Source organism: Bacillus sp. FSL K6-1218 (genome assembly GCF_038006445.1).
GTDB lineage: Bacteria > Bacillota > Bacilli > Bacillales > Bacillaceae_G > Bacillus_A > Bacillus_A thuringiensis_S.
On sequence record NZ_JBBOVE010000001.1, the window covers coordinates 3121673 to 3147627 of the forward strand.

The window sequence follows — 25955 nt, forward strand, 5'->3', positions numbered from 1 at the left end:
TTCATTTTTTATTATGTAATTAATACATTTATTAAGTTAATGGCTTTGAGATAGTATCACATGTCCATCAACCTAACAAAATAAAAAGTTTTAATTTCTAAAGTTAATGAATTAAAAAGCACTCAATTTTTTTAGCTAAAAAATTACATTTCCTTATTAAAATGCAGTGACGATACCAATACAAATGCAATACTATATACATACTAATCACTCATTATATGTGTTGCTCTTTTAAATTGGCCAATGTATAAACAAAGTCTTTTACTTAGCCATCCTTCATGATTGGCTTGATTGTTTCTAGATACTTAATCCCTCTATACTCATTTCAAGCGGTAATCCATTCCGATGGAAATTGCAAATGACAAAATTTATCCGTTTTTCCTACTTGCTAAATTCAGCAAGTAAAATGTTTTTAAAAAATTCCGGGTTATTAATGTTTAAACTGTTCGAATTGATAGCGAGTGTATGTTTACCTCCAAGTGTTCCACCAGCAAAAGTGGAAAACCCTGGGACGGCCCCCCTGTGTCCCCATACCGAGATACCGTTCGGAAGCTTAATTTCAAGTATTCCAAGACCATATCCGGTTCCCTCTCTATTTGTAGGAACTGTAGTAAGCATTTGTTTTAACTGCTGTTCCTTCAGTAATTTGCCACCTAGTAAGTAAGAGAAGAATTTGTTTAAGTCGTCAACAGTAGAAATCATATCTCCATCCGAGCTACCTGGGTTAATATAAGTAACGTCTTTTAGCTCACTCGCTCCGTCTAGTTGCAAATAGCCACGGGCATGCTTGGTGCCTGGAATCACGCTTGAATTACCAGGTAGAAATGTATTTGACAAATCAAGCGGTTCAATAATCCGATTTTCAACCTCTTCCGCATAGCTGTTTCCTGTTACTTTTTCAATAAGGATTCCTAGTATTACGTATCCTGTATTTGAATAAGACCACCCCTTCCCTGGAGCAAAGTCTGGGGGAAGAGAAATCCCCATCTTTACAAATTCTTCAGCAGTATACGATTTTTTTATATCCGTAATATCAAAGTCTTTTGAATTTATATAGTCAGCAATACCACTTGTATGATTCAATATTTGCCGGATCGTAATCTGGTTACCATCATATCCGTTTCCTTGAATGACACCAGGCAACCATTTTTCAATGGAGTCGTCTAGATTCAAACGATTCTCTCCAGATAATTGAAGTAGAACTGTTGCAATGAACGTTTTCGTCACACTGCCAATGCGAAAGCGAAAATCTGCTTTCATTGGTTTCTTAGTTCTCAAATCCGCTATCCCAGCACTATAGCTCCAAGTTTTACCCCCCTTAGAAATTTTAGCGAGTATTCCCGGGTATCCAAGTTGCAGTTCATCTCGCATTGCTTTCTTAACGGAAGTACGATCGCTTTGCGTACTTGTTTGTAACGAACTAGATACATTTTGCGTAGATTCTGCTTTTACAACTGATGTTGGTGTTATGTATAACAGGGAACTTCCACCTATTAAAAGTGCTAGACTTGCACATGTAATTTTACTGCGTGTTTTCATAAAAAATTCCTCTCTTCTATTAAAATTGTATAGATAGTTGATAGCAGTGTCATATACGAACCACACAGCTATCCATTCTCCCAATGATAAAAAGGCAACAATACATTTGCAATCATTGTACTCATTATTTTCACAAAACACTCTTGTTACTGATTGTTATATATATAGGCCGTACTTATCCCCCCTTCACGCCTCCTTATATTTTTATCCTACACAATGAAAATCTCTTTTTCCTTACCTATCCCTTACAAATTCCTTACATTCAAAATCACTTGTACACTAGGGTTGAAGTAGCATCTGTGCCCGAAAACGCAAAAAAATAGATTACCTGCACACGAAAAAGTATAGTGCACAGATAATCTATTTGTTTTTAAGATTAATAAAAACCTAATTTATTTTTTGAATTCTTCCATCAATAACAGACTGAATTGGTTCTTTTGATTTTTTTATATAATCTACTAATGCTTCAAAATCAGTTGGTCCTGTTTCAGCATCTTTACCGTTTTTAAAAGATACAAATCCATCTCCACCTGAAGCTAAAAATGCGTTAGCAACGACGCTGTAAGTTTTAGAAGGAATGATTTCTTCTCCATTTGTTAAGCGAATACTTGTTACTTTTTCTCCATTGGGCTTGTTCGCATCCCAAGTGTATTGGATCCCTGAAATTTGAAGCATTCTTGTTATGTCTTTTTGCCATTGTTGATTTAAAATATCACGAATGTCTTGACCTGTTAAATTTACTTTTATTAATTGATTTCCGAATGGTTGAATACCATATATCTCTCCCCATGTAATATCACCAGCATCTAAGTCATTACGAATACCACCAGGATTCATAAGTGCAATTTGGGATTGCATTGTTGTACGCTGGGCATCAGCAACTAAATTTCCAAGAGTAGATTCACCGGCCGTGTTGAGTTTGCGATCTAGTGGCGCAATAGACTTACCTACAACTTCATTAACAAGAGGTGCGATTTTTGCTTGATATTTCTCCATCTTCTTCTTTATTTTTTTATCAGGCTCTATGCCTTCATGATAAGTTGTAACAATTTCTGCTTTTTTCTCAACAATATCTTGTGTCTTACGATCAATCTTTACATCAACATCAGCAAAAGCCATACCATATGAATTTGCTTGTACGACAAGTTTATTATTAACAGTTCCATTTACATAGGTGTGGCTATGGCCACCAAAAATAACATCGACTTCTGGATCAGTCTCATTTGCTAATCGGACGATATCACCATTTGTTACGCCGTTCCCATCTGTTATACCTCCGTTATGTGCAAGAACAACGATAGATTTAACGCCTAGTTTTTTTAATTGCTTTACGGATTTGTTAATAGCTTCAACTTCATCTGTAATTTCTACATTCTTTAGCATAGTAGGCATAACAAGGTTAGGAACATCCGTTGTTACGACTCCGATAAATCCAACAGGAACTCCTTGTACCTTTTTTATAGTGAATGGTGGTAAAAATAAACGACCGGTGGATTTATTATAGAAATTTGCAGCAACATATGGGAATTTTGCTCCTTTAAAATTTCCTGTTTTCTCATGGTATCCACCATAAATAAGGCGGTTCATTTCTTCAACACCTTCATCAAATTCATGATTTCCTATCGTTCCAACATCGAATTTCAAATCATTTAGAAATTCAATCGTAGGTTCGTCTTGTAATAATGCTGAAACAGGAGTACTTGCTCCAACAACATCGCCAGCATGTACCTTTAATGTATTTGGATTTTGTTTTTCACGATCACGTAAATACGCCCCTAAGTACTCAATTCCCCCTGCATCTTTATTGTTAATTTTTTTTACAGTGTCTAGTTGCCCATGAAAATCGTTAATACCGAGCATTTGTACATCTATGTAGCGGTTTTGTTCTGTACTTGCTTGGGCTGAAGGCATAGCAAATACACTAGTAAAAGTAACTGTACTTAAAGCTAAAGCAACTGGAATGATTTTTTTCAACATAAAATTTCTCTCCCCTAATTAAAATCTGACATAATACGATGTTATTTTAATATATTAAGAGAATTATTTCTATAAAAATTCAACTAATTATAAAAATTAATAAGATTTTATTGTTTTCTGACAAAACATTTCTTTATTTTGAGGATTATTCAAAATATTATCTTGATAGTAATATAGGAATCCACCTAAGAGACCTAAAAAAAGCTAATCCATACATGTTAGCTGTTAAGAAGAATATTCAATTCGAAGCTAATAAAAATTTATCAACCTAACATCTCGATATCACCATTTAAAAATGAATAAAAAGTTCGTTATCGAAGATTTCGATTCTTTAAATTGATTACAGTGGTACACTACTCCGCATTTAAAAAGATGCTCTTGGATTTATCCAAGAGCATCTTTTATAAAGCTTTATTTTAACTTGTTTATAATTTATCAATTAACAATTACATAGTTGTAATCAGTCCTTTAAAAATAATAGGAGTGCTTCATTAAATTCTTTGGCATGCGTTGCATTTAGCCCATGTGGACCACCCTTTATTAATGCTACTTTAGAATTAGGAATTGCTTCATGTGTTAATTTCCCACTATATTCATATGGTACAGTTGCATCTGAATCACCATGAATAATAAGAGTAGGTATATTAAACTTCTCCAAGTCTTTTCTAAAATCTGTCTTACTAAAGGCGGTAATACAATCAAGTGTTCCTTTAGGTGATGCACTGGCTGCAATATCCCAATTATATAAACGGAATGGCTCACTAACTAAATCTGTTCGATTACCAGCCGCGAAAAATCCCTTAGTAAATTCATTAAGAAATGCAAGGCGGTCATTTATCACACCACTTTTGAATGCTTCAATTGTTGCATCATCTAATGCCCCTTCAGGATGATCCTCTGATTTGTATAAATATGGAGGAACTGCCCCAGCAAAAACAGCCTTTTCAATACGATCTGTTCCATACGTACTAATATACCGGGCTACTTCGCCTCCACCCATAGAAAAACCAACAAGTGTGACATTTTGAAGCTCTAAATGTTCTAATAGTTGATGTAAATCAGAAGTAAAGGTATCATATTCATACCCTTCCCACGGCTGAGATGATTTTCCAAATCCTCGACGATCATATGTTATAACTCTGTATCCAGCCTCAACAAGAGCTGGAACTTGGTATTCCCAAGATCGACCACTTAACGGCCAACCATGAATGAGTACAACTGGTTTTCCTGTGCCATGATCCTCATAATATATCTCAATTGGTGCTTGATTTTCGGTTCCTACAGTAATTTTAGCCATGCTTCTACCCCCCAAAAATATTCTAATATGTATCCTTGTCTTCAATAATCCGGATGAATCTCATAACCTATTCATGCACGTTTATGTTGTGAACTCTAAGTATGAAACTCTACTGTTCCGATGAATTCATTTTCTGTTTATGAACAAGTCCCCATCTCCTACCTTTTTCATCACGAAGTATTTGCTGAAAATTCCTCCTATTCAATTCTAATAACAAAAATAGGTGACTATCAATATCGTTCTATCTATAGGATGTATAGGTAAAACCAATCTATTTTATAGTGAAAACAACTATAGTTACGACCTATGGAAATTATAGATAATTTAGAATTGATTAACGAATCAGTTTTCAAATACTATAAATTTGTATAGCACTTCATGTTCTGTGAAGGCTGCTATAACCAATATTATTGGTCAGCTTAGTTATAAACGAAGAAACTTATGATAGTATTCGACTATTTAAACTTTCTTCGATTACTTAATTTTTAGGAGGAATACATAATGACTGATCTCTATTCTCGTATTAACAAAGATGATGCTGTCGTGCTTTTAGTAGATCATCAAACTGGTCTTATGTCCGGACTAGTACGTGACTATGGTGTTGATGAATTCAAGAACAATGTTTTAGCTCTTGCTCACACTGCTAAGTTTTTTGATTTACCAGTTATTTTAACAACAAGTTTTGAAAACGGGCCTAACGGACCTTTAATGCAAGAATTGGTTGATCTCTTTCCTCATGCACCAAAAATAGCTCGACCTGGACAAATTAACGCATGGGATAATGATGATTTTGTAAAAGCAATCGAAGAAACTGGAAAAAAGCAACTTATCATCGCGGGCGTAGTTACGGACGTTTGTGTTGCTTTCCCGGCACTTTCCGCTATAAAAGCTGGATATGAAGTATTTGCTGTTACTGATGCTTCAGGAACTTTCAGTAAACAAGTTGCAGATGCTGCCAATACTCGTATGGCACATAGTGGCGTGCAACTTATGAACTGGTTTAGCGTAGCTTGCGAATTACAACGCGATTGGCGCAACGATGTCGAAGGTTTTGGCAATTTGCTTGCTAGTAATCTTCCAGGCTATCAAAATATAATTGGAAGCTATAGGGGAGCTCAGCGAGATCTTAGTAAACAAAATGCATAAAGTGAAACTTTAATCAGTGGGGGTTTTGTTCATCCCCCACTGATTATTAGTTGAACCAATCGGGCTTTTACAGGCAGTTGATCCCCCACCTAACTTCTTTGCTTCCGCTGAATTTTGAGGTGGGGGGCTTACTGCCCGTTAATGCGGGATAAATGTATTTCAAAGAAATAGCTTTAAATCACTTTCAAAAAAATGGATAGTATACATTTAGTGCTGATTAAATCAGCACTCTCTTTTAATTTAAAAGGTATAGCAAAAATTTTATTTTTACGATTATAATTTTAAATTAACAGAAAAGATATTATTTTCAATAATATCTATTTTAAACAATTAAAAAAGGAGCGTTTTATTATGAGTAATTTAGAATTGTTAAATCCGGAGAACAGTGCATTAATTTTGATTGATTTTCAACCTCAAATGACTTTTGGAGTTGCAAGTATTGATAGACAAACATTGATTAATAACGTTATGCTACTTGCTAAATCAGCAAAAACTTTTAACGTACCTACTATTCTTACTACAGTTGAGACACGCAGCTTTTCTGGTTATTTTTGGCCACAAATTCTTGACATATTCCCAAACCATGAAATTATAGAACGCAGTTCAATGAACTCTTGGGAAGATCCAAAATTTGTTGAAGCAGTTAAAGCAACAGGTAGAAAGAAATTAATATTTGCAGCACTTTGGACTGAAGTTTGCCTTGCATTCCCTGTGCTTGAAGCAATTAAAGCTGGCTATGAAGTGTATGCAGTTGATGATGCTTCAGGTGGTACTAGTCTGACAGCACATAACGCTGCTATGCGTCGTGTAGAACAAGCTGGTGCAATTCCAGTGACAGCAATTCAAGTTTTACTTGAATACCAACGTGACTGGGCACACAAAGACACTTATGATGCTGTAATGGAAATTGTAAAGGAGCACACTGGCGCTTATGGTCAAGGAGTAGAATACGCATATACTATGGTGCACGGCGCGCTTCCAAGCAGGAAAATATGAAACAAGAAGGAGTAGCTGTCGAAGAGACTTATACAGGGAACACGATGGATGCTGCTGATCCAGTAACAACGATTGTTACATGGGAAATTCAACAAGGTAAAGAAAAACAGTTTGAAACATGGAGACATGAAATCGAAGCTGCCGCTACTAAATTCCCAGGGCATTTAGGTGTAAATCTAATAGTCCCAAATAACGAATCGAGAGAGTATACTGTTATTTTTCGCTTTGATACGTATGAGCATCTACGTGCTTGGCAAGAATCAGACATTCGCCGGGATTTGTTAAAAACGGCAGAACAATTTCAAGTTACTAATCCGAGTTACAAAACTGAAAGTAGTTTGGCTTATTGGTTTGTTACTCCGAAAACGCCAGTTCCACCGCCAAAATGGAAAATGTCTATCGTTACCCTTTTGGGTGTATGGCCTCTTAGCATGTTAGTTCCTAAAGTGATAGGACCTATTATAAAACATATAAATCCTATTATGTCGGCCTTTTTTGTTTCAGTATGTATAGTGTCCTTGCTATCATGGGTAGTCATGCCGATTTTCGGTAAATTATTTCATCCATGGTTACAAAATAATAGAAAGTAGACGAGGTGTGAACATGAATTTACCGGATATGATCTTATATAACGGAAAAATTACTACCCTTGACCCTTCTCAGCCTGAGGTATCTGCTATTGCCATAACTGATGGTTTAGTCACTGCAGTAGGTGGAGATGAGCTTCTTAATAGTGCCACGGAAAAAACAAAGAAAATAGACCTTAAAAGAAAGAGAGCTATTCCAGGCCTGAATGACTCTCATATACACGTTATTCGTGGTGGTCTGCATTATAATATGGAATTACGTTGGGAAGGCGTGCCATCACTTTTTATTGCTCTAGAAATGCTCAAAGAACAGGCAAGGCGTACACCTGCTCCTCAGTGGGTAAGGGTAGTTGGAGGTTGGTCTGAATTTCAATTTAAAGAGAGACGGTTGCCAACTTTGGAAGAAATTAATGCCGTTTCTGAAGACACTCCTGTCTTTGTGCTACATCTTTACGATAGAGCACTTGTAAATCGTGCTGGGCTGCATGCACTGGGATATACAAAAGATACACCAGACCCTCCAGGCTGCTTAATTGAGCGGGATAAACGAGGTAATCCAACGGGCCTTTTAATTGCGAATCCTAACGCTTCTATTCTTTATTCAAGTTTGGGTAAAGCACCAGCACTTAATTTTGACGACCAGATTAATTCAACTCGCCATTTTATGCGCGAATTAAATAGATTAGGTATTACAAGTGCTATTGACGCAGGTGGTGGATTCCAAAATTATCCTGATGATTACAAAGTTGTTGAACATTTAGCCGAGAAGGAACAATTAACTTTGCGTATTGCTTATAATCTATTTACGCAAAATCCAAATCATGAATATGAAGACTTTGCTTCATGGGCAAAAATTGTTTCTCCAGGTCAAGGAACTGATAAGTATAAAATGAATGGTGCCGGAGAGATGTTAGTATTCTCAGCAGCCGATTTTGAAAAATTTCAAATGCCACGGCCTGAACTAGCTACGATGATGGAAGCTGACTTAAAGAAAGTAATTTCTCTATTGGTGGAAAACCGTTGGCCCTTCCGTTTACATGCAACTTATGATGAGTCAATCACACGTTTCTTAAATGTATTTGAGGAAGTTAACAGTGAAATTCCTTTTAATGGTCTACGATGGTGGTTTGACCATGCAGAAACAATCTCAGATCGTAGTATGGAACGTGTTAAGGCTTTAAATGGCGGTATTGCCATCCAAGACCGCATGGCTTTTCAAGGTGAATACTTTGTTGATTTATACGGAAAGGAAGCTGCAAAGCGTACTCCTCCGATTTATCGTATGTTAGACCTTGGTATACCTGTTGGCGCCGGTAGTGATGCAACCAGGGTTTCCAGCTATAACCCTTGGGTTGCCCTTTACTGGATGGTTGCCGGAAAAACCATTGGTGGGCTTTCCATATACGATGAAAAAAATAAACTGGATAGAAAAGTAGCCCTGGAATTATATTCAAAAGGAAGTGCGTGGTTCTCTGATGATGAAGGTAAAAAGGGAACCCTGGCAGTAGGTCAGTTTGCTGATATTGCTGTATTGTCTGCTGACTACTTTACTGTGCCAGAAGAAGAAATCAAAAACCTTGAATCATTACTCACCATTATGGGTGGACAGGTTGTTTATGGAAATGATGAATTTAAAAATTTATCACCTGAATTACCGCCAGCATCACCTGATTGGTCACCGACGGGCGTTTATGGTTATGGTGGTGCTAACCTAGCCAACACTATACTTTCCCACGATTCCCATGATAACAAGTTACATAGTTGCAGTAACCCTCTCCATCAACACACTCATACCGTAATAGGAAAAGATGGAACTACATGGGGTATCGGTTGTACTTGCTTTGCTTTCTAAGTCAAAACCACCGGTATAATGCCGGTGGTTTTCTTTCTGCAATAAGGGTATGTAGATTCGAAATAGCATTGTATATCCCTACATGGAATCTGTTACTATGCGATAAGACCGAAGAATTGATTGATTGATTGATTAACTTAACTTGTTTTTGATAGCCTTCTCTCCTTGCAAAGTCTGTCCTTTTTTCCTTAATTAAAAGTCAATGGTATCCCCCTCTTGATCGACTACACCACACATATAAATCCACTGCCCTTTGACTTTAATATAGATCTTAATTTTTCAATTGTTACACTAGAATCATTATTATTTCTATTACACTGATACTTTTTGCGAATCATTTAACTTCTGCATAAAGATACGTGCTGCAAAACTTAAAAATTTATCATCAAAGTGAATAAGATTAATATCTTGGCTTGGTGTTGGATCAGTAATACGAACTATGCTCAAAGTATCATTATTAACAAAGTTAACCAGTGAAAGAGGTATTATGGCAACCCCATGTCCATTGTATACAAGGCTCAATAGAGAAATAGAAGATTTTGTTTCTATATTTGCTTCAGATAAAGATAACCCTAAACTCTCACAATATATCTTAATAGATTCACGACAACTACATGAAACCATTATTCTACTCAGCCCTACTAATTCTCGAAAAGAAACAAATGATTTTTCATTCAAAGGATGATTTTTTGGAATGACAAGGACGAGCTCTTCACTATACAAAAGGGTGTTTGTTAATGTGTCTGGAATTTGAGCACTACGTGTAATCCCGAAATCAATATTTTTGTCAACGATTTGATTTACAGCAACTTCGGATTCTATAATCTTTACTACGATGTTGGGATAATGTTGTTGAAACTTCATAATATTAGGTGTTAAATAAGTGAGATCCTCTAATAAACCTCCTATAGTAATCACACCTCTTTTTACACCCTTTAATTCAAAAATTTCATTATAAACGTCATCAAATTGTTGCATGATAAATTTTCCTTTATCAAATAGCAGCTTACCCGCTTCTGTCATTTTGATACCTCTTCCAACTCGATGAAACAAAGGTGTATCAAGTTCACCTTCTAACACACGGATTTGTTGACTTAAAGTCGGCTGTGAAATACCTAGAACTTCCGCAGCTTTAGTAAAACTATTATTATTACAAACTTGAATAAAATACTCTAAATGACGTAATTCCATTCTTGATACCCACTCTCCGCTTTATGAAAGATTTATAATTTAAAGGACGATATGTATACGTTAACATAACAACCATCTTTTCTACTATACCACTGGAAATTACATGTTTTATTCATTTTGTATTATAATAAATTTACTACCATTTATTAATTTTTCCTCCTATTCATTTAACTTATATTTAATTAGGACATTACTAATTCGAGATATATTTCTAAAAATTTATAATTCTAGTGCATAATACCCTAATTTTTTCAACTTTTCGATTATCATTTTTTTCTCAATATAGTCCAAACCACCAAATATATGCCGAATCGCCTCTTTATGCTGAGGAAAAATACTATCCATTAACTGAATACCATCTGAAGTAATTGACGCATACGTGACACGGCGGTCTTTTGGACATGGTTTTCGTATTAAGAACCTCTTCTTTTCCAACTTATCCACTACATACGTGATACTACTACTTGCAAGTAATATTTTCCCTCCAATTTTTTGTATAGGCTAATCGCCTTTACTATATAGTAGCTCAAGCACTGCAAATTCAGTTGGATTAAGTCCATAACTTTTTATATCCTCTTCAATACGCTTAGTAATTGCCTGTGCTGCCCTTGATAATGTAACAAATAACTTTAAAGATAAGCTCTCATCATTAATCACACTCATAATTACCAATCCTTTACAAGTTATCTTGAATTCGAGATTTATTATATTATCGTCGAAATATTATGTCAATAATTCATTTTAGTTTTATTAAGCCCCTTATCATTTATTTCTCAACATAAGACATATGGAATTAGAAGAAAAAAATTGTTAATATATAAGTATCTCAATTACGTTATTTCTTTTAAAGAGAGCTTGTATTCTAACGCAAGTTCTCCTTTTTTATATTCTAAATTGAATCCGGACAAAGTTCACATATTGAGTCTGCCCATGTATATGCTATAGTTTTTAAACAAAGATTAGAGCCCTCCTACAAGAAGGAGAGCTCTAATCTTTCATATAAATATTCACAATTTTTATCATTGCGGGGGACATCAAAACTTTAACTTGATAGGGATATGGCACTACCCCAATTAATAAACATTATTAACTATATATCTATCATATTTTTTATAAACAGGATTAATTAGATTTAAAAAAAGATTTCTTTTTCTTTACTCGTAATAAATCACCTGTCCATCCTTTGAATCGCATATACATATACATCCCCCCTGTTGTGAAAATAATAAATAAGAGAGCGATTAAATAGCTATATTTCCATTCTAGTTCAGGCATGTATTTAAAATTCATCCCCCACAATGCTCCTAAGGCTGTCAAAGGCGTACTCACAGCAGTTAATACAGTAAGAGCTTTCATAATTTCATTCCCACGATGAGAAGAAACAACTTCTTGTAAATGAATCATCGTGTCTAATTCTTCTTGGTACTCTTTAACAAGTTGTAATCCACGCTCTAATTTTACGTGTGTTTGTTTATAACAAAGGGTGTTTGTTAGGTTTTCTAACCAAGCTTCCTCCAAGCCTTGTAACACTTCCTGTATCAAGCGAAACACATGTGTGTTCATAAATAATTCATGACGAATATGATAAATTCTTTCTAAAACTGCTATGTTATTATGATGATAAAAATCCCATAATACATTTCTGAAATTGTTTTCAAAATAGTCAACCTTTCGTAAATAGTGAGATATAAATATTGATAAGATAGCACATACTCCTTCAGCGGAACTATTACAATTTTTTATACCCAGAGGGAAATTATGTATTAATTCTTGAAAATCCTCTTCCTCTTTTTCCTGGACTGTTATCAGTATTCCATGAGCTACGAAATAATGAAGAAATTTTTGAATTTTGGCATCGTTTTTATCTTGATCATATAAAAACGAACCATATACACAAGTTTGACTTGGTGATAACGTATAAACATATAATCCATTTTCACAAGGAGAACTTATTTTCTTTACAAATTGAGAGAAATAAGATGTTACATCACGAGGGATTATAGAAGAAAGTTTTTCAAGCTCACTAGTTTTCACATGATACCAATTCCATTTCGGCATTTTTATGCATTCCATATTATTCTTCCTTTCTGAATAGTTTTATGTTTGATCGAATAATATCCGTAATATGAAATTTGTATGTAGGTATTCATGTCTTGGAGGAAAAATTTTTAGATCATCTAAATTACAAAATAAATGGCATAGGAGGTCTTCTTCTGTTACAAGGAAGACCCCCTATATATTAGTTATTTTTATTCTCAATTTTAAACATTTCCTCTATACAAGCACTTTTTATCTTTTCTTATAAAGAATTTATTATATGTGGAAAAGAAGCTACATAATTTGGCACGTCTATTCAACGAACTCTATTTCAGTCGTTATTATAATTTGGATTCATATGCAGATTGATTGGTGATGTCGTCAAATACTTGACTCCCAATAATGTAGTATCCATGAAGTGCAGCCTCTTTCGAAGCGTCTACCATACGGAAAGAAGAAATTTCACCTTGCATTTTTTCAATTCGTTTTTTGTGGAGATCTACTATTCCTCCTGTCCAAATAATAGTATCATACTGTTCTAACTTAAATTGTTCTTGTAATACACGCATGACGTCTTGGAAGTGTGCATCCAACTCTTTTTGAATCAAAGTATGAACCTGACTTGTCTCATGATTTTCTTCTCGACATTCATATCCTTTTTCTAATATGTTTGGCATGTCGTTAATATGCAATTGATTACTTTCACCCGCATGATTCTGCAGGATATTCTTAATATTTTTCAAAGGCTTGCTACATCCTAGTTCCGTTTCATAATGATTTAAAATGAGATTCTGTTTCATATCTGCCATTTCTAATGTACGAAATCCACCATCAATAATTAAGATGCGATCTTGTTCCTGAATAATTCCCTCTTTTAAGAAATAGGCATGTAAAGCGACTGGTTGCTGAAGAATCAAAGCATTTTTCACCTTAATATTAATAAATTTCCCATCAATTTGCACGGAAGTTTCTTTTTTTAGTGCATGTTGTAATTGCTCGTGCTGACTACCAAAACAAGTGACTGGAAGCCCGGTAACAACTAAAGGTAACACGACATTTTCTTTATAATCCTTTGCAATGCAACCAAATATTTGTTGTTTAAAACGTTCGCTTTCATAATAATTTTCTATTTCTTCATCAAATGGAGGTAGCAATGAAGCGTCAGATTGATGTGCTTCATTTCCCATGTAGTATGCAAAGTCTAAGTCTATAAAACTTACCTTTGTTAAATCTTCACTGTCAGTATGATTAGGTACAGGGGCTAGTGTGGAAGCTTCACTCTTAATCGTCATCTCAGAATCTATATCCTGTCGATATGCCCGCTTGGTAAAGCCAATTCCTACATCAATTGCATACAGAGATTTCATACTTTTTTCCTCACTTTCTCTTTTAAGAATTAAATCTAGGCACTCTCTTCTTTCCCTTCTTTCACATATTTCTTTTCATTTTTCGTTTTTTCTCCGTCTAGGTTCTTACTATTTTCATTTATTTCGTAATCCTTTTCATCTTTTTTCTTTTTGTTATTTTCGTTTTCTGTTAAGTCTTTAATGGTAGAAATGACAACTGGTGTGGCTGTAAGCAATTGTGGTAATGTTTGTTTTGCAACATTAGCTGCAGTGGCAGAGAATTGTTTACTTGTCTCAGTTACCTTCTCCAATGTTTCCTTTATGTTTCCTTCTTGTAGTTTTTCTTTTACGCTTTTTCCTTTTGTTTGTATAGCTTTCCGATTTTCTTTTTTTAATAGGGAGACCATGACTCCGGTCGTAATCCCAATCACAGCATATTTAAATATTGTATGTTTCATTTTTCTCACCCTTCTCTACTTTTATTTTCTTCAACGCTACAACTTAAAATAATTACCTTACCTATTGCAATCTATTAGAGAGAATGATAGGTTTGCGACTGCCTATCACTCGCCATTGGTACTTCAGCTGTTACTAGGAGTAAAATCCTCCCTTGATCTAGTTTTTCTTCATATAAGTTAGCTTCCTCCTTCGACAACCCCATTTCTTCCATTTGATTTCGAAGTTCGTCCCCTTTTTTGGAGAAAAAGTTGATAATACTTGTTCCCAATCCTTGTTCTTTTACTCCAATCGTATTTGTGTTTGTATCATCCGCAATCTTTTTTGTTAGATGTTTTTCATGTGTTAAGACATAAATGTCATCTTGGTGAATCCCTTGCAATTCTAGCTCTTTTACTTTCATAACTACTTCCTGTTCATTTTCATATTCATGAACCACCGGTTTTCTTTCATTCTTATGCATTGTATTTTTCCTCCTTTAGATTTTTTATTTTTTTATTTAGTTGTTATGTAATATGTAATACACCTATTTTAAAGATGTTAAACCTAAATTTTCGAAAAATTTCATAAAATAAGTTATAAATGTTTTTGAATATCACAGCGATGTCACGAGAAGTTTGCTTTGATAAAAGTGCTACAAATAACGATTTGTTTGGAAGGCAAGCCCATTGTTTTATAGAAATCATAGAAAAATAAAAAAGCACTCCTTTTCAAAGAGTGCTAAAAAAACATATAACCTAATAAAAATATTTCTATTTTGATTACAGAAAGAAAGTCTTTATTAAAACATATGGTTGCTAATTTAATTGCGATCTGCCTTGCACCCAAGCAACAATATCATTTATAACATACTCAGGTATATTAGCAGGACTATAATATTCATCCGGCTTACTTATTTCCCCATCGCCCTCTGTAAAGAAATGATTTAACTTTGGATATAGTCGATAATCAACGTTATTTCGTTCTTTTAATTGTTCTTTCCAAAGAGGAATTTCGATTTTTGATTGAACTTGATAGTCTCTTTCTCCTTGAATAATAAGAAGTGGTGTCTTTTGTTCTTTTGACATTTCTGCTGCTTTAATTTTCCGAATAGAATCCCAAAATACTGCTGATCCTAAGTAAAAATCTTTTGGAGGATTCTGACCAGAGAAATTTGGATCATTTAATAATTCAAATTGCGATTTGTAGAATTTATATTGCTCCTGGTTCATTGCTCCAATAGAAAAAAGATACTCAAATTGATCTAAAACAACGTCTTGAATCGTACGAGCTGGCCCACCCATTACAATTGCCCCAGCAATATTTTGATTTTGGTCTTTTTCAATCATTTTCGGAAGCATCATTCCACCTTGACTATGACCAAGAATATATATTTGATTCTTATTTATTAGAGGCTCATTTTTAAGAAATTGAGTTACAAGAAGAGCATCATCTGTTGTCTCTTTATCAACTGTATAGAAGGGACTGAATTGTGTTTTCAACCCATGTTCATACGTTCGTTTATTATAGCGAAGGACAGCAATTCCCTTCGATGCAAGACCTTCAGCTAGATCGCGAAATGGTTTTAAAGCAAACGCTGTTTCATCCTGATCAGTTGCTCCTGATCCTTGAACAAGAATAACCGCTGGAAAAGGACCATTTCCTTTTGGAACCGACAATGTTCCTGGTAATGGAAATGCACCACTTCCAACTACTACTTCTTTATCAACAAATGATTCAGGCTTACTATATGATGGACGCTCAGCAACAGGACTAAACGACATGCTTAGTTGAAAATCGTCTATTTTTCCAGATGGATCTAGTTTAATTAGTAAAGGTACAGTCATTTTTTCAAAAACTAATTGAATCTCCACATTTGTATGAACAGGATTTGTCTCTTTTTGTGTAACCTCTCCAATTTCTATAAAAGAACCTGCTTGTAATTGAACTGGCAGTCCCTCCCAATAGCTCTTCAACCATTCTTCGGATATTATTTTCTGTAATGACCTTGAGGTTAAATCAAATGCAGATTTATAATCTTCACTATTCATATGGCGAATAAATGAAAGAGTAGTAGATATAATAGGATTTTCATCATCACTATTGTCTATTTTTTTTATATTTGTGTTTACTTCCTTTAATTTTGAAATAAATTGGTGGTTAAACGGATTATTATATGTATTAGGATATAAATTTGTTTTCAAAATTTCCGTATTCCGTGCCTTATACAAATTTGAAGAACTCTTAAAATTTTCAGGTGAAATTACTTCCTCCGCATATGAGACTGAGGGAATTGCTATTGTAAAAATTGCACTGATAAGTAATAACTTATTACTTATTCTTCTTTTCTTACCCATACTTATTGATTCTCCCTTCAAAATTTAAAATTTCTAATACAATATGCCAACTATAAGAAAAATAAAAATTACCAAAGAGATTAATAATCTATTTTACGATCCCCCTCTCAAGTTAAAAATCTATCATTAACAAACTTCAATAAAAAACGCCTTCCCCCTCTTTTTTTATTGTTGGATTTTCCAATGACCTAGAAGCACAGCACGAAATTACATGTAACCGACCCATGAGATTCTCTGTTTCAAAAGAAAAAAGCACCCCACTAGATGCTTTCTTTAATTGTTCTCACTATCATTTATTCAGGTAATTCTCTTATTACTGTAAGATAAATTCATTCTATTTCCTAAATCTCACTTATTTCTTAATTCACTCATACCAATATAAAACCTAATAACCTACCATCAAAAAATAAAGAAAACAGGTTATTTGGCTATTCATTTCGTAAACTTAATGCTCAAATTAGTTTTTTTCACATAGTTAAACTTTATTAAGAAAAACTTAAAGAATTTCCCTCTATATTCATAAGAACTTTTTTCTATACTCAAAAATGTAAATAGACAAAAGGAGAAACGATCATGAAGAAATTTGTAATTTGCATACTAGGAATAGGCCTCCCTATATACTTACTACCTTTCATATTACGTGGAGATTTAGACAGATTTAATCCGATTGCTGAAGAAAAAAATGTATATGCCGTTGCGCAGGGGTATGGTGTTCCAGATTATCATTATAAAGGCCGGGCTATTTACTCACTAAAAAGTGTTGATGAATTAAGCAATGAGAAAGAATATAAAATAGGAACGAACACCCCTAATGATTTTATAAGAAAGACTTACTTAAAAATTCATGTAAAAGGAAAGTATATCTATTCTTACGACGTTATTTCTGAAAAGGACATTCCGGAGAAAATAAGGGGACAATTGGAGATAGCAAATAAATAAAAGAGCCAATTCGTACGAGTTGGCTCTTTATTATCGCTCCCATCTACCGTTTGGAGAATTCTTTCGGTAGATTTATTAAGTTCGTTATCATTGTTTCAATAACCATTCTTCAATTACTTTAACTGTTTCATCTCGTTGTGCTTTTGACGTAATTAAGCTCGCATTATCACCTTTTTGCTCACCATACATGCCAAAATGAGCATGATTGCCCCCTTTTATCATGTGCATAGTTGTATTCTTTGACATGACCTTTTTATTGTTCTCTATTTTTTCTACAGTTGCTAAAGCATCTACTTCTCCATAAATAGATAACATTGGAATCGATTTTGTAGAGAAATCTTCTGCAGGATAAGAGCCTAAGAAAATGATCCCGTCTACCTTGTCTTCATTCTGAAAGGCATACTTAGAAATCATAGCTCCGCCCATTGAATGTCCAGCAACGTACCATTTTTGAACCCCAGGATACTCTTCAATTACACTATCTACCGCATTAATTCCAAGTATCGCTAAGTTTAATGGTAACTTAGGCATTACTACAAAATGCCCATCTTTTGCAAGAGCTTCCCCTAAGTAACTATAAGCCTCAGCTTCTACTTTAGCACCTTGATAAAAAATAACCCCTACTTTAGCATCTTTCGCTCCAAAAACTATATTATCTTCATCTTTTTTATCATCCACTAACGACAAAGCCTCTTTCGTTGGTTTGTAAGTAAACTGGGACCAAGTAAAAAAAGTAATACTCCCTATAAGTAAAATACCGAGTAAAGAGTACAGAACAATTTTTATCCATTTCTTCATATGTATGACCTCCCTAAGATGTATATATTCTATATTTTAGATTACCATTAATAAACATAAAAACTCGAGCATTTTTATTATGCTCAAGTTTTCATTTACGTCTTTAATTTATACTATAAATTGTCCAAGATAAATATGTAGCAAATGCAGACCATAAAAAATACGGAATTAGCAACCATGTCGATACTTTAGATAAATTGGAAGAAAACGCTATGAGAAGTAACGTAATAATAGCGACTAGTAAACAGTCTACTGTTGCTAAAAACAAATTTTTTTGACTGAATTGAAAGTAGCTGAACGCTTGATTGCACATATAATTTAAAAGGAATACAAACCAAAATGTTTTTGGCTTTAATCCATATTTGTTGTAAATAATTGCAACTGATAATGCAATAAGTCCATATAATACAGCCCAAATCATTCCGATTGTCATACCAGTAGGTGTCCAAGACGGCTTTTCTAGTGCATCGTACCAAATACGATCAATAGGAAATAAAATACTAGAAACATAAAACAAACCATATGTTAGTAAAAATACTATGATACTAGATTTTTTCATAAACATTCTCCTTTTTCAATAGAAGGTTTTAGAAACTTTATATGATTAGTATGTCCTTGTAATGGATAAATTTCTAATATTTAAATTTCAAATACATATCGTTTAATCTATTTTATACGAACTCTTTCATACTTTTATATGCACACAGTGCTCTCTCTCGTGCTGCCTTATGATCAACGACTGGCAAAGGATATGCATTACCAAGCTTAATATTGGCCTTTTGTAAAATATGCTCAGGTGCTTCCCAAGGTTTATGTATATACTTATTCGGTATATCTCTTAATTCTGGTACCCATTTTCTTATATACTCTCCATTTTTATCAAACTTTTCTCCTTGTGTGATAGGATTAAAAATACGAAAATACGGTGATGCATCTGCTCCACTTCCAGCAACCCATTGCCATCCCATTGTATTATTTGCAATATCCGCATCTAGTAGTGTATCCATAAACCATTTTGCTCCTTCCTGCCACGGAATTAATAAATGTTTTACAAGAAAAGAGGCTACAGCCATTCTTGTCCGATTATGCATAAAACCTGTTTGCCAAAGCTCCCGCATTCCCGCATCAATAAACGGATAACCAGTTTCACCTTTTTGCCATACTCTTAATAACTCCTCTTCCTTATTCCACGGAAAATGTTCAAAGTTCTTATTAAGAGGTTTATATACTGCAAACGGATAGTGATATAGCAAATAATAAGAAAACTCTCGCCAAATTAATTGGCGTATAAAGCTATTCACTTGTTTTTCAAAAAGACTACATTGTCTTTCGGTACTTTTATTTATTAAGTAATGATACATTAACTTCACTGATATTTGGCCAAATGAAAGATATGGCGCCAACATCGAATGAGCATTTTGATTTGGAAAATCCCTTCCTTCACTATAAGAGGCTAATTTGCTAGAGAAAAATTTCTTGAATGTTTTGTATGCCCCTTCCTCTGTAGGCTCCCACATTGATTCAATATGAGATGTCCACGGTATCGTTGGTAGCAAGTGTAATTCTGAAACAGATAAGCTTGCTGGCAAAGAGCTTCCCCATTTTATACTCTGCACTTTACTAACAGGCTTAGGTATTACCTGCTTTTGAAATGCATTATAAAAAGGCGTAAACACCTTATATTCAGTGTTATCCTTCTTTTTTATAATCCACGATTCTAATAATAAATGCGAATTAAATTCCTTACAAATAATACCTTTATCTTCTAACATCATTTTCATTTTTTGATTAGATTTTAACCTGTCCGGATCATAGCAAATATTCCAATATACAGCCGTTATATCTAATTTTTCTATGAGAGAAAGTATTGCTTCCTCCGTACGTCCTTTACGAATTATTAAAGTAGAGCCCAATGCCTCAAGTTGCTTCTTTACATCTATTACAGCATGGTGCAACCACCACTTTGACGCCTCCCCCATTGAAAAAGCTTCATCTTGTACATATACTGGAAGAACCTCACCAGACTGAACAGCCTCAAATAGCGCTGGGTTATCATATAAACGAAAATCTTTTTGAAACATAACGATAATTTTATTTTGCATGGCTACCTCTTCTGATTCTTAAAACATAATAAAATTTATTATACAACAGCAATTTATACATAAGAATTTATTTGTCTTTAATAAATTAGTTAACTTTTTCAACTATTTTATTAGTAGGAATTTTAACAACCGTTTCTTTTTCCCCTATTCTATCAATCTTGAAACCATGAACTTTAACATCAGACGGTACTAGTGGATGATGACAAATCATATCTATACTCTTCTCAATATTTTCACTAACATTTTCTTTTCCACTTAGCCATTCATCGAGGCTACCACTTGAAAATTCAGGCATGCAATTTTCAAAGAGATAGTCTAGTTCCCTGTTATTTTTTATGAAATCACGTTGAATTTGTAGATTAACTGGAGAAGTTTCTTTATCCTCTATTCCTACAACAAAAATTTCTTCAACATTTTCTTGATAAATAGCAATAATAATAGATCTCATTATATCTCCATAAGGATGTACAATTACAGAATCGTAGCTGTGTATAGTCAACATGTTTTCTTGTTGACTGTTAGTTACTTGTTGGATAGTAGGCTCTATTCCGTGTTCAATGTCTGTTAACAATAAAACTTTTTTATTCTTTGAATTCATATGAAGCACTCCTTCTTCATTATTGTATTTATGAAACTTTTAAGCTAGTAACAATAGTTGATTATTCATTACATAGTTGTTACCAGTTTTTCCAACGTCCCTCTGGATCAACACTTGTAAGTCTAACCCATCCATTTTTAACTTTTTCTCGAAATGTGAAATCATTATTTAGCAAACGCTCTATATATTCAATAGGCGCTTGAATTACAATTAGTAAACGAAGTGGTGAATGATACGTCTCACTATCTGACTGCATAACCGATTGCCAAGGTAAGCCTGGCAACAGGTCACTTGCATTTCCTTGCATAACACCGAGACCTGCCGTTACAGTTTGGGTTGTTTTGTTTCCACTACCATAATAATGAGGCGCTACAGTTGAAGCGTAATATTGTAAATTTATCCACTGAGCTACTGTTCCTGGTCCTGCAATAATGTTAGCTAATATATCGCCACTTTCATCCTGTTTCCAATCATAATTATGGAGGAACGCCCTACCTTCTAAGTCACAATCCTGAGTTAATTCTCGTTGCCCGATAATAAAAGATGCATTACGAGCTAATCCCCATTCTGGACGTATTTCACTCCAATCTTCTGCAAATCGATGTGCCTCTTTACTCGCATTTTTTATTTTCGTTTTAAAATTTGGTAATTGCGTTAAACGCTCTCTATTTGCATGTTGGCTCACATTTGGCATAATCGACTCGATACAATCAAATGCTTCTTGCGCAGCTTCCGAAAGTTCTGGGACGTAAATCCATTCCAATTCGTCCACTGTTGTTTTATGTTCAGCTGCTGCAAAAATGGTATCCTCAGGAATTTTAATACCTTCAGCAAACAACGCTTCTCTCACTTCTGGAAGATTACATAAAGTAGCAAAAACTCTTGCATTGAATCCTCCTGCTGCTCCGCCACAAGCACCACATTCAAGTGCTGCAGCATAAGGATTATTCGTACTTTGACTACTATGTCCACACATTACAACTAAAGGAGCAAATTTTTCTGTCAGTCCCACCATTTTTAAAGCTTGAAGCACATAATTCACTTTTTCTTCTTTCGTAAAACCGATAGGTATCCCGCCTTTTGTGTCATAAACATGATTAAGCGAGAATGTTGTATCAGGTTTTTGTAACATAGTTTTACGAAGGTTACGAATTAAACCACCAACTCCTCTTGGGACAAAGCTTCTTGTCACCATTTGTAGACCAAATAAAGGACCACTTAACTCAGGTAGCGCCATACTCGTCAGTACGTTCTGTTTCATCGTTTTAAATGTATAACGCACCGAACTGCCTACCCTCTTACGTTGCTCATAAGATTTAAATTCATTTTCATCTGTGAGCTCTTTTATTTGATGCTTCGGTTTCAGTATAACTGGCAAAGAAGGATGGCTGTCATTACTACCTAGTTCACTAGTCGCAATTGGTAACCCAAAGAAACCAGCTATTCCAAACGTTTCAAACGGACCTAGTTTTTCTAAGTGGCGACGAAACGGTTCTGAACGTACATCAATACAAAATGCTAATTGAGCTAATACATGCTTTTTATCATTAGTTACACGCTGTTTAGAACCAATCTTCTCCCTTAATTGCTCTGCATGCGTCTGTTCCCAGGCTTCCAACCAAAGTTTCCTGCAAATATTTTCATCAAAACGATAAGCAAATGCTAATAATTCGCTTTGTTCAGCTGCAGGCATTTGTAACCATTCCTCTATTGAAATATCTCCCCAATAGATCCAAGAAGCTATAAGCGGGACGATCGCAACTTTTTTCTCAACCTTTTGATTTTTTAAAGGTAAATAAGTTTTTGCAATAGCCAGCTCCATAGAAATTCGAACTGCTAAATATTCTATTAGGAGTTCCTGTTCCTGAATTGATTGTTGTGAGCGCCATCGTATCATTCCTGCCCACCCAGGCAAAGAAAGTAAGTGCCCTTCAAGGTAAGCTTGTATGTTAGATTCAGAAATTCCTATTTCAGATAATGCTCTCGCTAAAGCTACTTGGGCATCTTGTGGCCAATCTTTTAAAACTTTACGCTCATTTTTACTGAGCGCTGGATCAAATTTAATAAGGTGTTGCCATGCACGATAAAAACCTTTCTCTCGATTTGGCATCGTCCAACTTGATCCGGAGTCATCAAGATATAATTTACACCATTTAATGATATGATAATTAAGAATATCAGATAGGTTTTCACTATTTTGATTCTCTATAAGCGAACTTATTGGCTGCATAACAGAGGCTTTCATACTTGCTGTATTTATATAACTCATTTCTTCTGCCAATTTATTTAATTCTGGCGATGATAATAGACTAGAAGGTAATTTTTCTAACTTTAAAGCTACTTGGCAAAATCGCTCTGCTTTCTCTCGCGGAATATTAAAAGATTGTGAATCCAGCCAACGAGACAAACTCATTTGTAAAAATGATTCCTCAATCTCACCTTTCGCTTTTGCCAAATGAATCATGGAGGCACTAGGATAAATATCCACATTACGAGCTTCTTTTAACCAATTTGCGACTTGTTCAAATGATTGCTTTTCAAGTCCCATCCAAGGGTGGTGAGCTGCAAACGTAGAGATAGGCCAAAGTGGTGCAATCACTCGGCTAGCAGATGCAACTAAATCATTTATATTATTTTCTTGCATATCAATGTTTGTATCTTTCTTTAATATTGACGGTATGCTCATCACGAATTACCTCCCTTTGATACATAATGTTTCAGATAGCTTGGGTGACTTTCTACTGACTTTCTTCTCGCCTCACCTACTCGAACTAACCAAAGATAAAGTACAGCGAATAAAGTAGAAGATTGATTACGAGTAACGAAAGTACTAATAGCACTACTAAATAGTAAAATACATATAACAAAGATAACGGCTGGAACTGAAGGTTGAACACTTTGATAAATATCAGTATGCAACCATTTATAAAGAGAATTATGAACAGTAAAGTAAATGAGAGAAAATCCAATCAAAACAATTAAGCCAGCAATTCGTCCCATTCTTCCCTCTCCAAAAACAACAAGCTGTTTCCATGAAAAGTATAGTGACCAGCCTAAGATTAAAGCACTAACTAGTTGATACCCCTCTCCAGAGGTGATAAACCAGAAAGTAATTGCTATAAATAATCCTAAAACACGCCCGACTATAATCCATAAATTGGACATCTTTTCATTAGACTGCTTCACTACCCCAAAACGTTCTACTGAAGAACCAGCTTGTAAAAACAGTGTAGCTTTAAACAAACCATGTAAAATTAAATGAATAATAGCCGCTAAATAAGCGCCTAATGCACATTGAATAAGCATAAATCCCATTTGTGCAATAGTTGAACCTACTAGCTGACGTTTATAATCAACTTGGACTAAACTAATTCCTGTTCCGATTAAGACAGAAATACTAGAGAAAATAAGTAAAATGATTTGTGCAATATCATCATGAAAAAGAGGCGAAAATCTAGTTAACATGATACCACCAGCATTTACTAAACCCGCATGCATAATAGCTGAAACAGGAGTTGGAGCAACAGCAGATTCAATTAACCATCTTTGAAAAGGCCATTGTGCTGCTGGAATCATCACAGCTAATATAATTAATAAATTGATTGCTGTTCTTTCCAATGTTCCATATTGTGCTACATTTTCATTCATTAAAACTGATGTTAACTGCCACTGTCCTGTTATTTGAAAAAGCCAGATTATAGCTGATAGCAAGGCAATCCAACTTAATGTAAATAAATAACCAGAGATTTTTGTTGCTTCACTAACTACTTTCCACCCTTTATTTAGCCCTATGAGTAGAACCAATCCTATAAGCGTTGCTCCCCAACAAATGATCATTAAGCGAAGATCGTCACTTAACCATGCAACCGAAGATACACTTGTAGTAAATGTAAAAAGTGCAAAGTATTTTCGATATGAGCGATCTCCCATTAAGTAACGTACAGAAAAACGCTGAATGATTAAACCAATTGTAAGAACAAAGAAAGCCATTAACCAAGCTAAAGTATCTAGATGCCAAGGCCCCACAACTCTATCTCCATTGTTATTAACAAGTGCGAGTAAAGAAACCAATGAAGGCAAAGCGGCGATACCAATATGGATATGAACAAAACGTAAAGGTATCCTTGCATTTAAAAACAATAATCCACTTAGCCAAGAAGCACTAAGTGCCATAAAAAATAATGTTAACAGTGTTGATGAACTTAGCGAAATTAACATGTATAATACTCCCTTCCAAACGAAAATAAAAATTTCTTTTAAGTAAGATAGTTTTTTAATTTCCATTTCCATTCACTCTTTTTAGTGCATCGTTTTTTCCCATAAAAAAAACCGACAACTTCCATAATTCAATGATTTTATATCATCATTGAATTATGGAGATTGTCGGTTTCCCTTCAACTAACTTCAATAAAGTTTTTTGAAGAGCTCCCATTTTATAGAGGATAATAATGTATGTATTACTCCTATTAAAAAGAAATGTATATTTCTGATCTCCTAGATTATGCAATCAATATATCAATTTATGTTATACGCTATCTTTTAATTAAGAAACTTTTTCATTTAGTCAATATTACATATTAAAAAAATGCTAAAGCCTTAATTATAGCAAACTGTTAAAATGAGCATCCATTAATTTTTAAAACAATTATAAGATAAACCATATTAAGCAGTTTGTCAATTTCTTTATCCGTTTTTTAAGAGTTATTAGAATTAAGATTTATTATACCTAAATAATTTCAAGTTTTTAATTATTAGCCT

The 25955-nt window shown here is 34.4% G+C and carries 20 protein-coding genes and 2 pseudogenes; 6 read left to right on the forward strand and 16 right to left on the reverse strand.

Going from position 1 to position 25955, the window contains the following annotated elements:
* Positions 1 to 381 precede the first annotated feature (381 nt).
* From MHI26_RS15910 to MHI26_RS15920, 3 genes are all read right to left on the reverse strand, one after another.
* The gene (locus MHI26_RS15910) at positions 382 to 1539 is read right to left on the reverse strand and encodes a serine hydrolase domain-containing protein (RefSeq protein WP_061665926.1); all 1158 of its coding nucleotides are present in this window, start codon (positions 1537 to 1539) and stop codon (positions 382 to 384) included.
* 387 nt (positions 1540 to 1926) lie between these two features.
* Entirely contained in the window at positions 1927 to 3516 is a 1590-nt protein-coding gene (locus MHI26_RS15915; RefSeq protein ID WP_000913787.1) for a bifunctional metallophosphatase/5'-nucleotidase, read from the reverse strand.
* A gap of 460 nt (positions 3517 to 3976) precedes the next feature.
* Positions 3977 to 4813, reverse strand: a complete 837-nt coding sequence (locus tag MHI26_RS15920; RefSeq protein WP_001074312.1) for a bromoperoxidase — start codon at positions 4811 to 4813, stop codon at positions 3977 to 3979.
* Between the two features lie 501 nt (positions 4814 to 5314).
* Here MHI26_RS15920 and ycaC point away from each other — a divergent pair.
* The 4 genes from ycaC (at position 5315) to MHI26_RS15940 (ending at position 9394) form a co-directional block, all read left to right on the forward strand.
* Positions 5315 to 5959, forward strand: a complete 645-nt coding sequence (gene ycaC / locus MHI26_RS15925) for an isochorismate family cysteine hydrolase YcaC (RefSeq protein WP_000131214.1) — start codon at positions 5315 to 5317, stop codon at positions 5957 to 5959.
* Positions 5960 to 6310: 351 nt separating this feature from the next.
* Positions 6311 to 6955, forward strand: coding sequence for a hydrolase (locus MHI26_RS15930; protein WP_000067162.1), 645 nt, complete (start codon positions 6311 to 6313; stop codon positions 6953 to 6955).
* Positions 6952 to 7545, forward strand: a complete 594-nt coding sequence (locus MHI26_RS15935) for an antibiotic biosynthesis monooxygenase (RefSeq protein WP_000806849.1) — start codon at positions 6952 to 6954, stop codon at positions 7543 to 7545. The genes MHI26_RS15930 and MHI26_RS15935 overlap by 4 nt, the downstream gene beginning before the upstream one ends.
* 13 nt (positions 7546 to 7558) lie before the next feature.
* On the forward strand, positions 7559 to 9394 hold the full coding sequence (locus tag MHI26_RS15940; RefSeq protein WP_001052849.1) for an amidohydrolase: 1836 nt from the start codon (positions 7559 to 7561) through the stop codon (positions 9392 to 9394).
* 312 nt (positions 9395 to 9706) lie between these two features.
* Here the strand turns inward: MHI26_RS15940 and MHI26_RS15945 are convergent, their stop codons facing one another.
* The 6 genes and pseudogenes from MHI26_RS15945 to MHI26_RS15970 form a co-directional block, all read right to left on the reverse strand.
* Complete coding sequence (locus MHI26_RS15945) at positions 9707 to 10585, reverse strand: LysR family transcriptional regulator (RefSeq protein ID WP_061665925.1); 879 nt, start codon at positions 10583 to 10585, stop codon at positions 9707 to 9709.
* Positions 10586 to 10804: 219 nt separating this feature from the next.
* Positions 10805 to 11248, reverse strand: a pseudogene (locus MHI26_RS15950) (MarR family winged helix-turn-helix transcriptional regulator).
* 459 nt (positions 11249 to 11707) lie between these two features.
* Positions 11708 to 12658 carry a magnesium transporter CorA family protein gene (locus MHI26_RS15955; RefSeq protein WP_061665924.1) on the reverse strand — a complete coding sequence of 317 codons (951 nt, stop codon included), beginning with the start codon at positions 12656 to 12658 and terminating at the stop codon, positions 11708 to 11710.
* A gap of 305 nt (positions 12659 to 12963) precedes the next feature.
* Positions 12964 to 13989, reverse strand: a complete 1026-nt coding sequence (locus MHI26_RS15960) for a ParM/StbA family protein (RefSeq protein ID WP_000839435.1) — start codon at positions 13987 to 13989, stop codon at positions 12964 to 12966.
* Positions 13990 to 14024: 35 nt separating this feature from the next.
* A complete protein-coding gene (locus tag MHI26_RS15965; protein ID WP_061665923.1) occupies positions 14025 to 14426 on the reverse strand; it encodes a hypothetical protein in 402 nt (133 codons plus the stop codon).
* A 74-nt stretch (positions 14427 to 14500) separates the two neighbouring features.
* Entirely contained in the window at positions 14501 to 14887 is a 387-nt protein-coding gene (locus MHI26_RS15970; RefSeq protein ID WP_000549427.1) for a general stress protein, read from the reverse strand.
* Between the two features lie 119 nt (positions 14888 to 15006).
* Here MHI26_RS15970 and MHI26_RS31600 point away from each other — a divergent pair.
* A pseudogene (locus tag MHI26_RS31600) lies at positions 15007 to 15105 on the forward strand (acyl dehydratase); the annotation flags it as partial.
* Between the two features lie 116 nt (positions 15106 to 15221).
* Here MHI26_RS31600 and MHI26_RS15975 read toward each other — a convergent pair.
* On the reverse strand, positions 15222 to 16760 hold the full coding sequence (locus tag MHI26_RS15975) for an alpha/beta hydrolase (RefSeq protein ID WP_061665922.1): 1539 nt from the start codon (positions 16758 to 16760) through the stop codon (positions 15222 to 15224).
* Between the two features lie 573 nt (positions 16761 to 17333).
* On the opposite strand from MHI26_RS15975, the gene MHI26_RS15980 reads away from it, so the two are divergent.
* Positions 17334 to 17699, forward strand: a complete 366-nt coding sequence (locus MHI26_RS15980) for a YxeA family protein (protein WP_061665921.1) — start codon at positions 17334 to 17336, stop codon at positions 17697 to 17699.
* A gap of 87 nt (positions 17700 to 17786) precedes the next feature.
* Here MHI26_RS15980 and MHI26_RS15985 read toward each other — a convergent pair whose 3' ends face one another.
* The 6 genes from MHI26_RS15985 to MHI26_RS16010 form a co-directional block, all read right to left on the reverse strand.
* Positions 17787 to 18497, reverse strand: coding sequence for an alpha/beta hydrolase (locus tag MHI26_RS15985; RefSeq protein ID WP_000758848.1), 711 nt, complete (start codon positions 18495 to 18497; stop codon positions 17787 to 17789).
* A 103-nt stretch (positions 18498 to 18600) separates the two neighbouring features.
* Complete coding sequence (locus tag MHI26_RS15990) at positions 18601 to 19056, reverse strand: TspO/MBR family protein (RefSeq protein ID WP_061665920.1); 456 nt, start codon at positions 19054 to 19056, stop codon at positions 18601 to 18603.
* Positions 19057 to 19168: 112 nt separating this feature from the next.
* Positions 19169 to 20599, reverse strand: coding sequence for a cryptochrome/photolyase family protein (locus MHI26_RS15995; RefSeq protein WP_061665919.1), 1431 nt, complete (start codon positions 20597 to 20599; stop codon positions 19169 to 19171).
* 85 nt (positions 20600 to 20684) lie between these two features.
* Positions 20685 to 21197, reverse strand: a complete 513-nt coding sequence (locus MHI26_RS16000) for a carbonic anhydrase (RefSeq protein ID WP_061665918.1) — start codon at positions 21195 to 21197, stop codon at positions 20685 to 20687.
* A gap of 79 nt (positions 21198 to 21276) precedes the next feature.
* A complete protein-coding gene (locus tag MHI26_RS16005) occupies positions 21277 to 23883 on the reverse strand; it encodes a DUF2309 domain-containing protein (protein WP_061665917.1) in 2607 nt (868 codons plus the stop codon).
* Positions 23883 to 25415: an NADH dehydrogenase subunit 5 gene (locus MHI26_RS16010; protein WP_061665944.1), complete on the reverse strand. Its 1533-nt coding sequence runs from the start codon at positions 25413 to 25415 to the stop codon at positions 23883 to 23885. Before MHI26_RS16010 ends, MHI26_RS16005 begins: the two co-directional genes overlap by 1 nt.
* Positions 25416 to 25955: the final 540 nt, after the last annotated feature.

Excerpts from the sequence above, each read along its gene's own strand:
- MHI26_RS15980 (WP_061665921.1), top strand. The coding sequence starts at position 17,334 with ATGAAGAAATTTGTAATTTGCATACTAGGAATAGGCCTCCCTATATAC.
- MHI26_RS15990 (WP_061665920.1), bottom strand. The coding sequence starts at position 19,056 with ATGAAAAAATCTAGTATCATAGTATTTTTACTAACATATGGTTTGTTT.
- MHI26_RS15915 (WP_000913787.1), bottom strand. The coding sequence starts at position 3,516 with ATGTTGAAAAAAATCATTCCAGTTGCTTTAGCTTTAAGTACAGTTACT.
- MHI26_RS15920 (WP_001074312.1), bottom strand. The coding sequence starts at position 4,813 with ATGGCTAAAATTACTGTAGGAACCGAAAATCAAGCACCAATTGAGATA.
- MHI26_RS15995 (WP_061665919.1), bottom strand. The coding sequence starts at position 20,599 with ATGCAAAATAAAATTATCGTTATGTTTCAAAAAGATTTTCGTTTATAT.
- MHI26_RS15940 (WP_001052849.1), top strand. The coding sequence starts at position 7,559 with ATGAATTTACCGGATATGATCTTATATAACGGAAAAATTACTACCCTT.
- MHI26_RS15985 (WP_000758848.1), bottom strand. The coding sequence starts at position 18,497 with ATGAAGAAATGGATAAAAATTGTTCTGTACTCTTTACTCGGTATTTTA.
- MHI26_RS15955 (WP_061665924.1), bottom strand. The coding sequence starts at position 12,658 with ATGGAATGCATAAAAATGCCGAAATGGAATTGGTATCATGTGAAAACT.
- MHI26_RS16010 (WP_061665944.1), bottom strand. The coding sequence starts at position 25,415 with ATGTTAATTTCGCTAAGTTCATCAACACTGTTAACATTATTTTTTATG.
- MHI26_RS15930 (WP_000067162.1), top strand. The coding sequence starts at position 6,311 with ATGAGTAATTTAGAATTGTTAAATCCGGAGAACAGTGCATTAATTTTG.
- MHI26_RS15975 (WP_061665922.1), bottom strand. The coding sequence starts at position 16,760 with ATGGGTAAGAAAAGAAGAATAAGTAATAAGTTATTACTTATCAGTGCA.
- MHI26_RS15960 (WP_000839435.1), bottom strand. The coding sequence starts at position 13,989 with ATGAAATCTCTGTATGCAATTGATGTAGGAATTGGCTTTACCAAGCGG.
- MHI26_RS15965 (WP_061665923.1), bottom strand. The coding sequence starts at position 14,426 with ATGAAACATACAATATTTAAATATGCTGTGATTGGGATTACGACCGGA.
- MHI26_RS15935 (WP_000806849.1), top strand. The coding sequence starts at position 6,952 with ATGAAACAAGAAGGAGTAGCTGTCGAAGAGACTTATACAGGGAACACG.
- MHI26_RS16000 (WP_061665918.1), bottom strand. The coding sequence starts at position 21,197 with ATGAATTCAAAGAATAAAAAAGTTTTATTGTTAACAGACATTGAACAC.
- MHI26_RS15910 (WP_061665926.1), bottom strand. The coding sequence starts at position 1,539 with ATGAAAACACGCAGTAAAATTACATGTGCAAGTCTAGCACTTTTAATA.
- MHI26_RS16005 (WP_061665917.1), bottom strand. The coding sequence starts at position 23,883 with ATGAGCATACCGTCAATATTAAAGAAAGATACAAACATTGATATGCAA.
- MHI26_RS15945 (WP_061665925.1), bottom strand. The coding sequence starts at position 10,585 with ATGGAATTACGTCATTTAGAGTATTTTATTCAAGTTTGTAATAATAAT.
- MHI26_RS15970 (WP_000549427.1), bottom strand. The coding sequence starts at position 14,887 with ATGCATAAGAATGAAAGAAAACCGGTGGTTCATGAATATGAAAATGAA.
- ycaC (WP_000131214.1), top strand. The coding sequence starts at position 5,315 with ATGACTGATCTCTATTCTCGTATTAACAAAGATGATGCTGTCGTGCTT.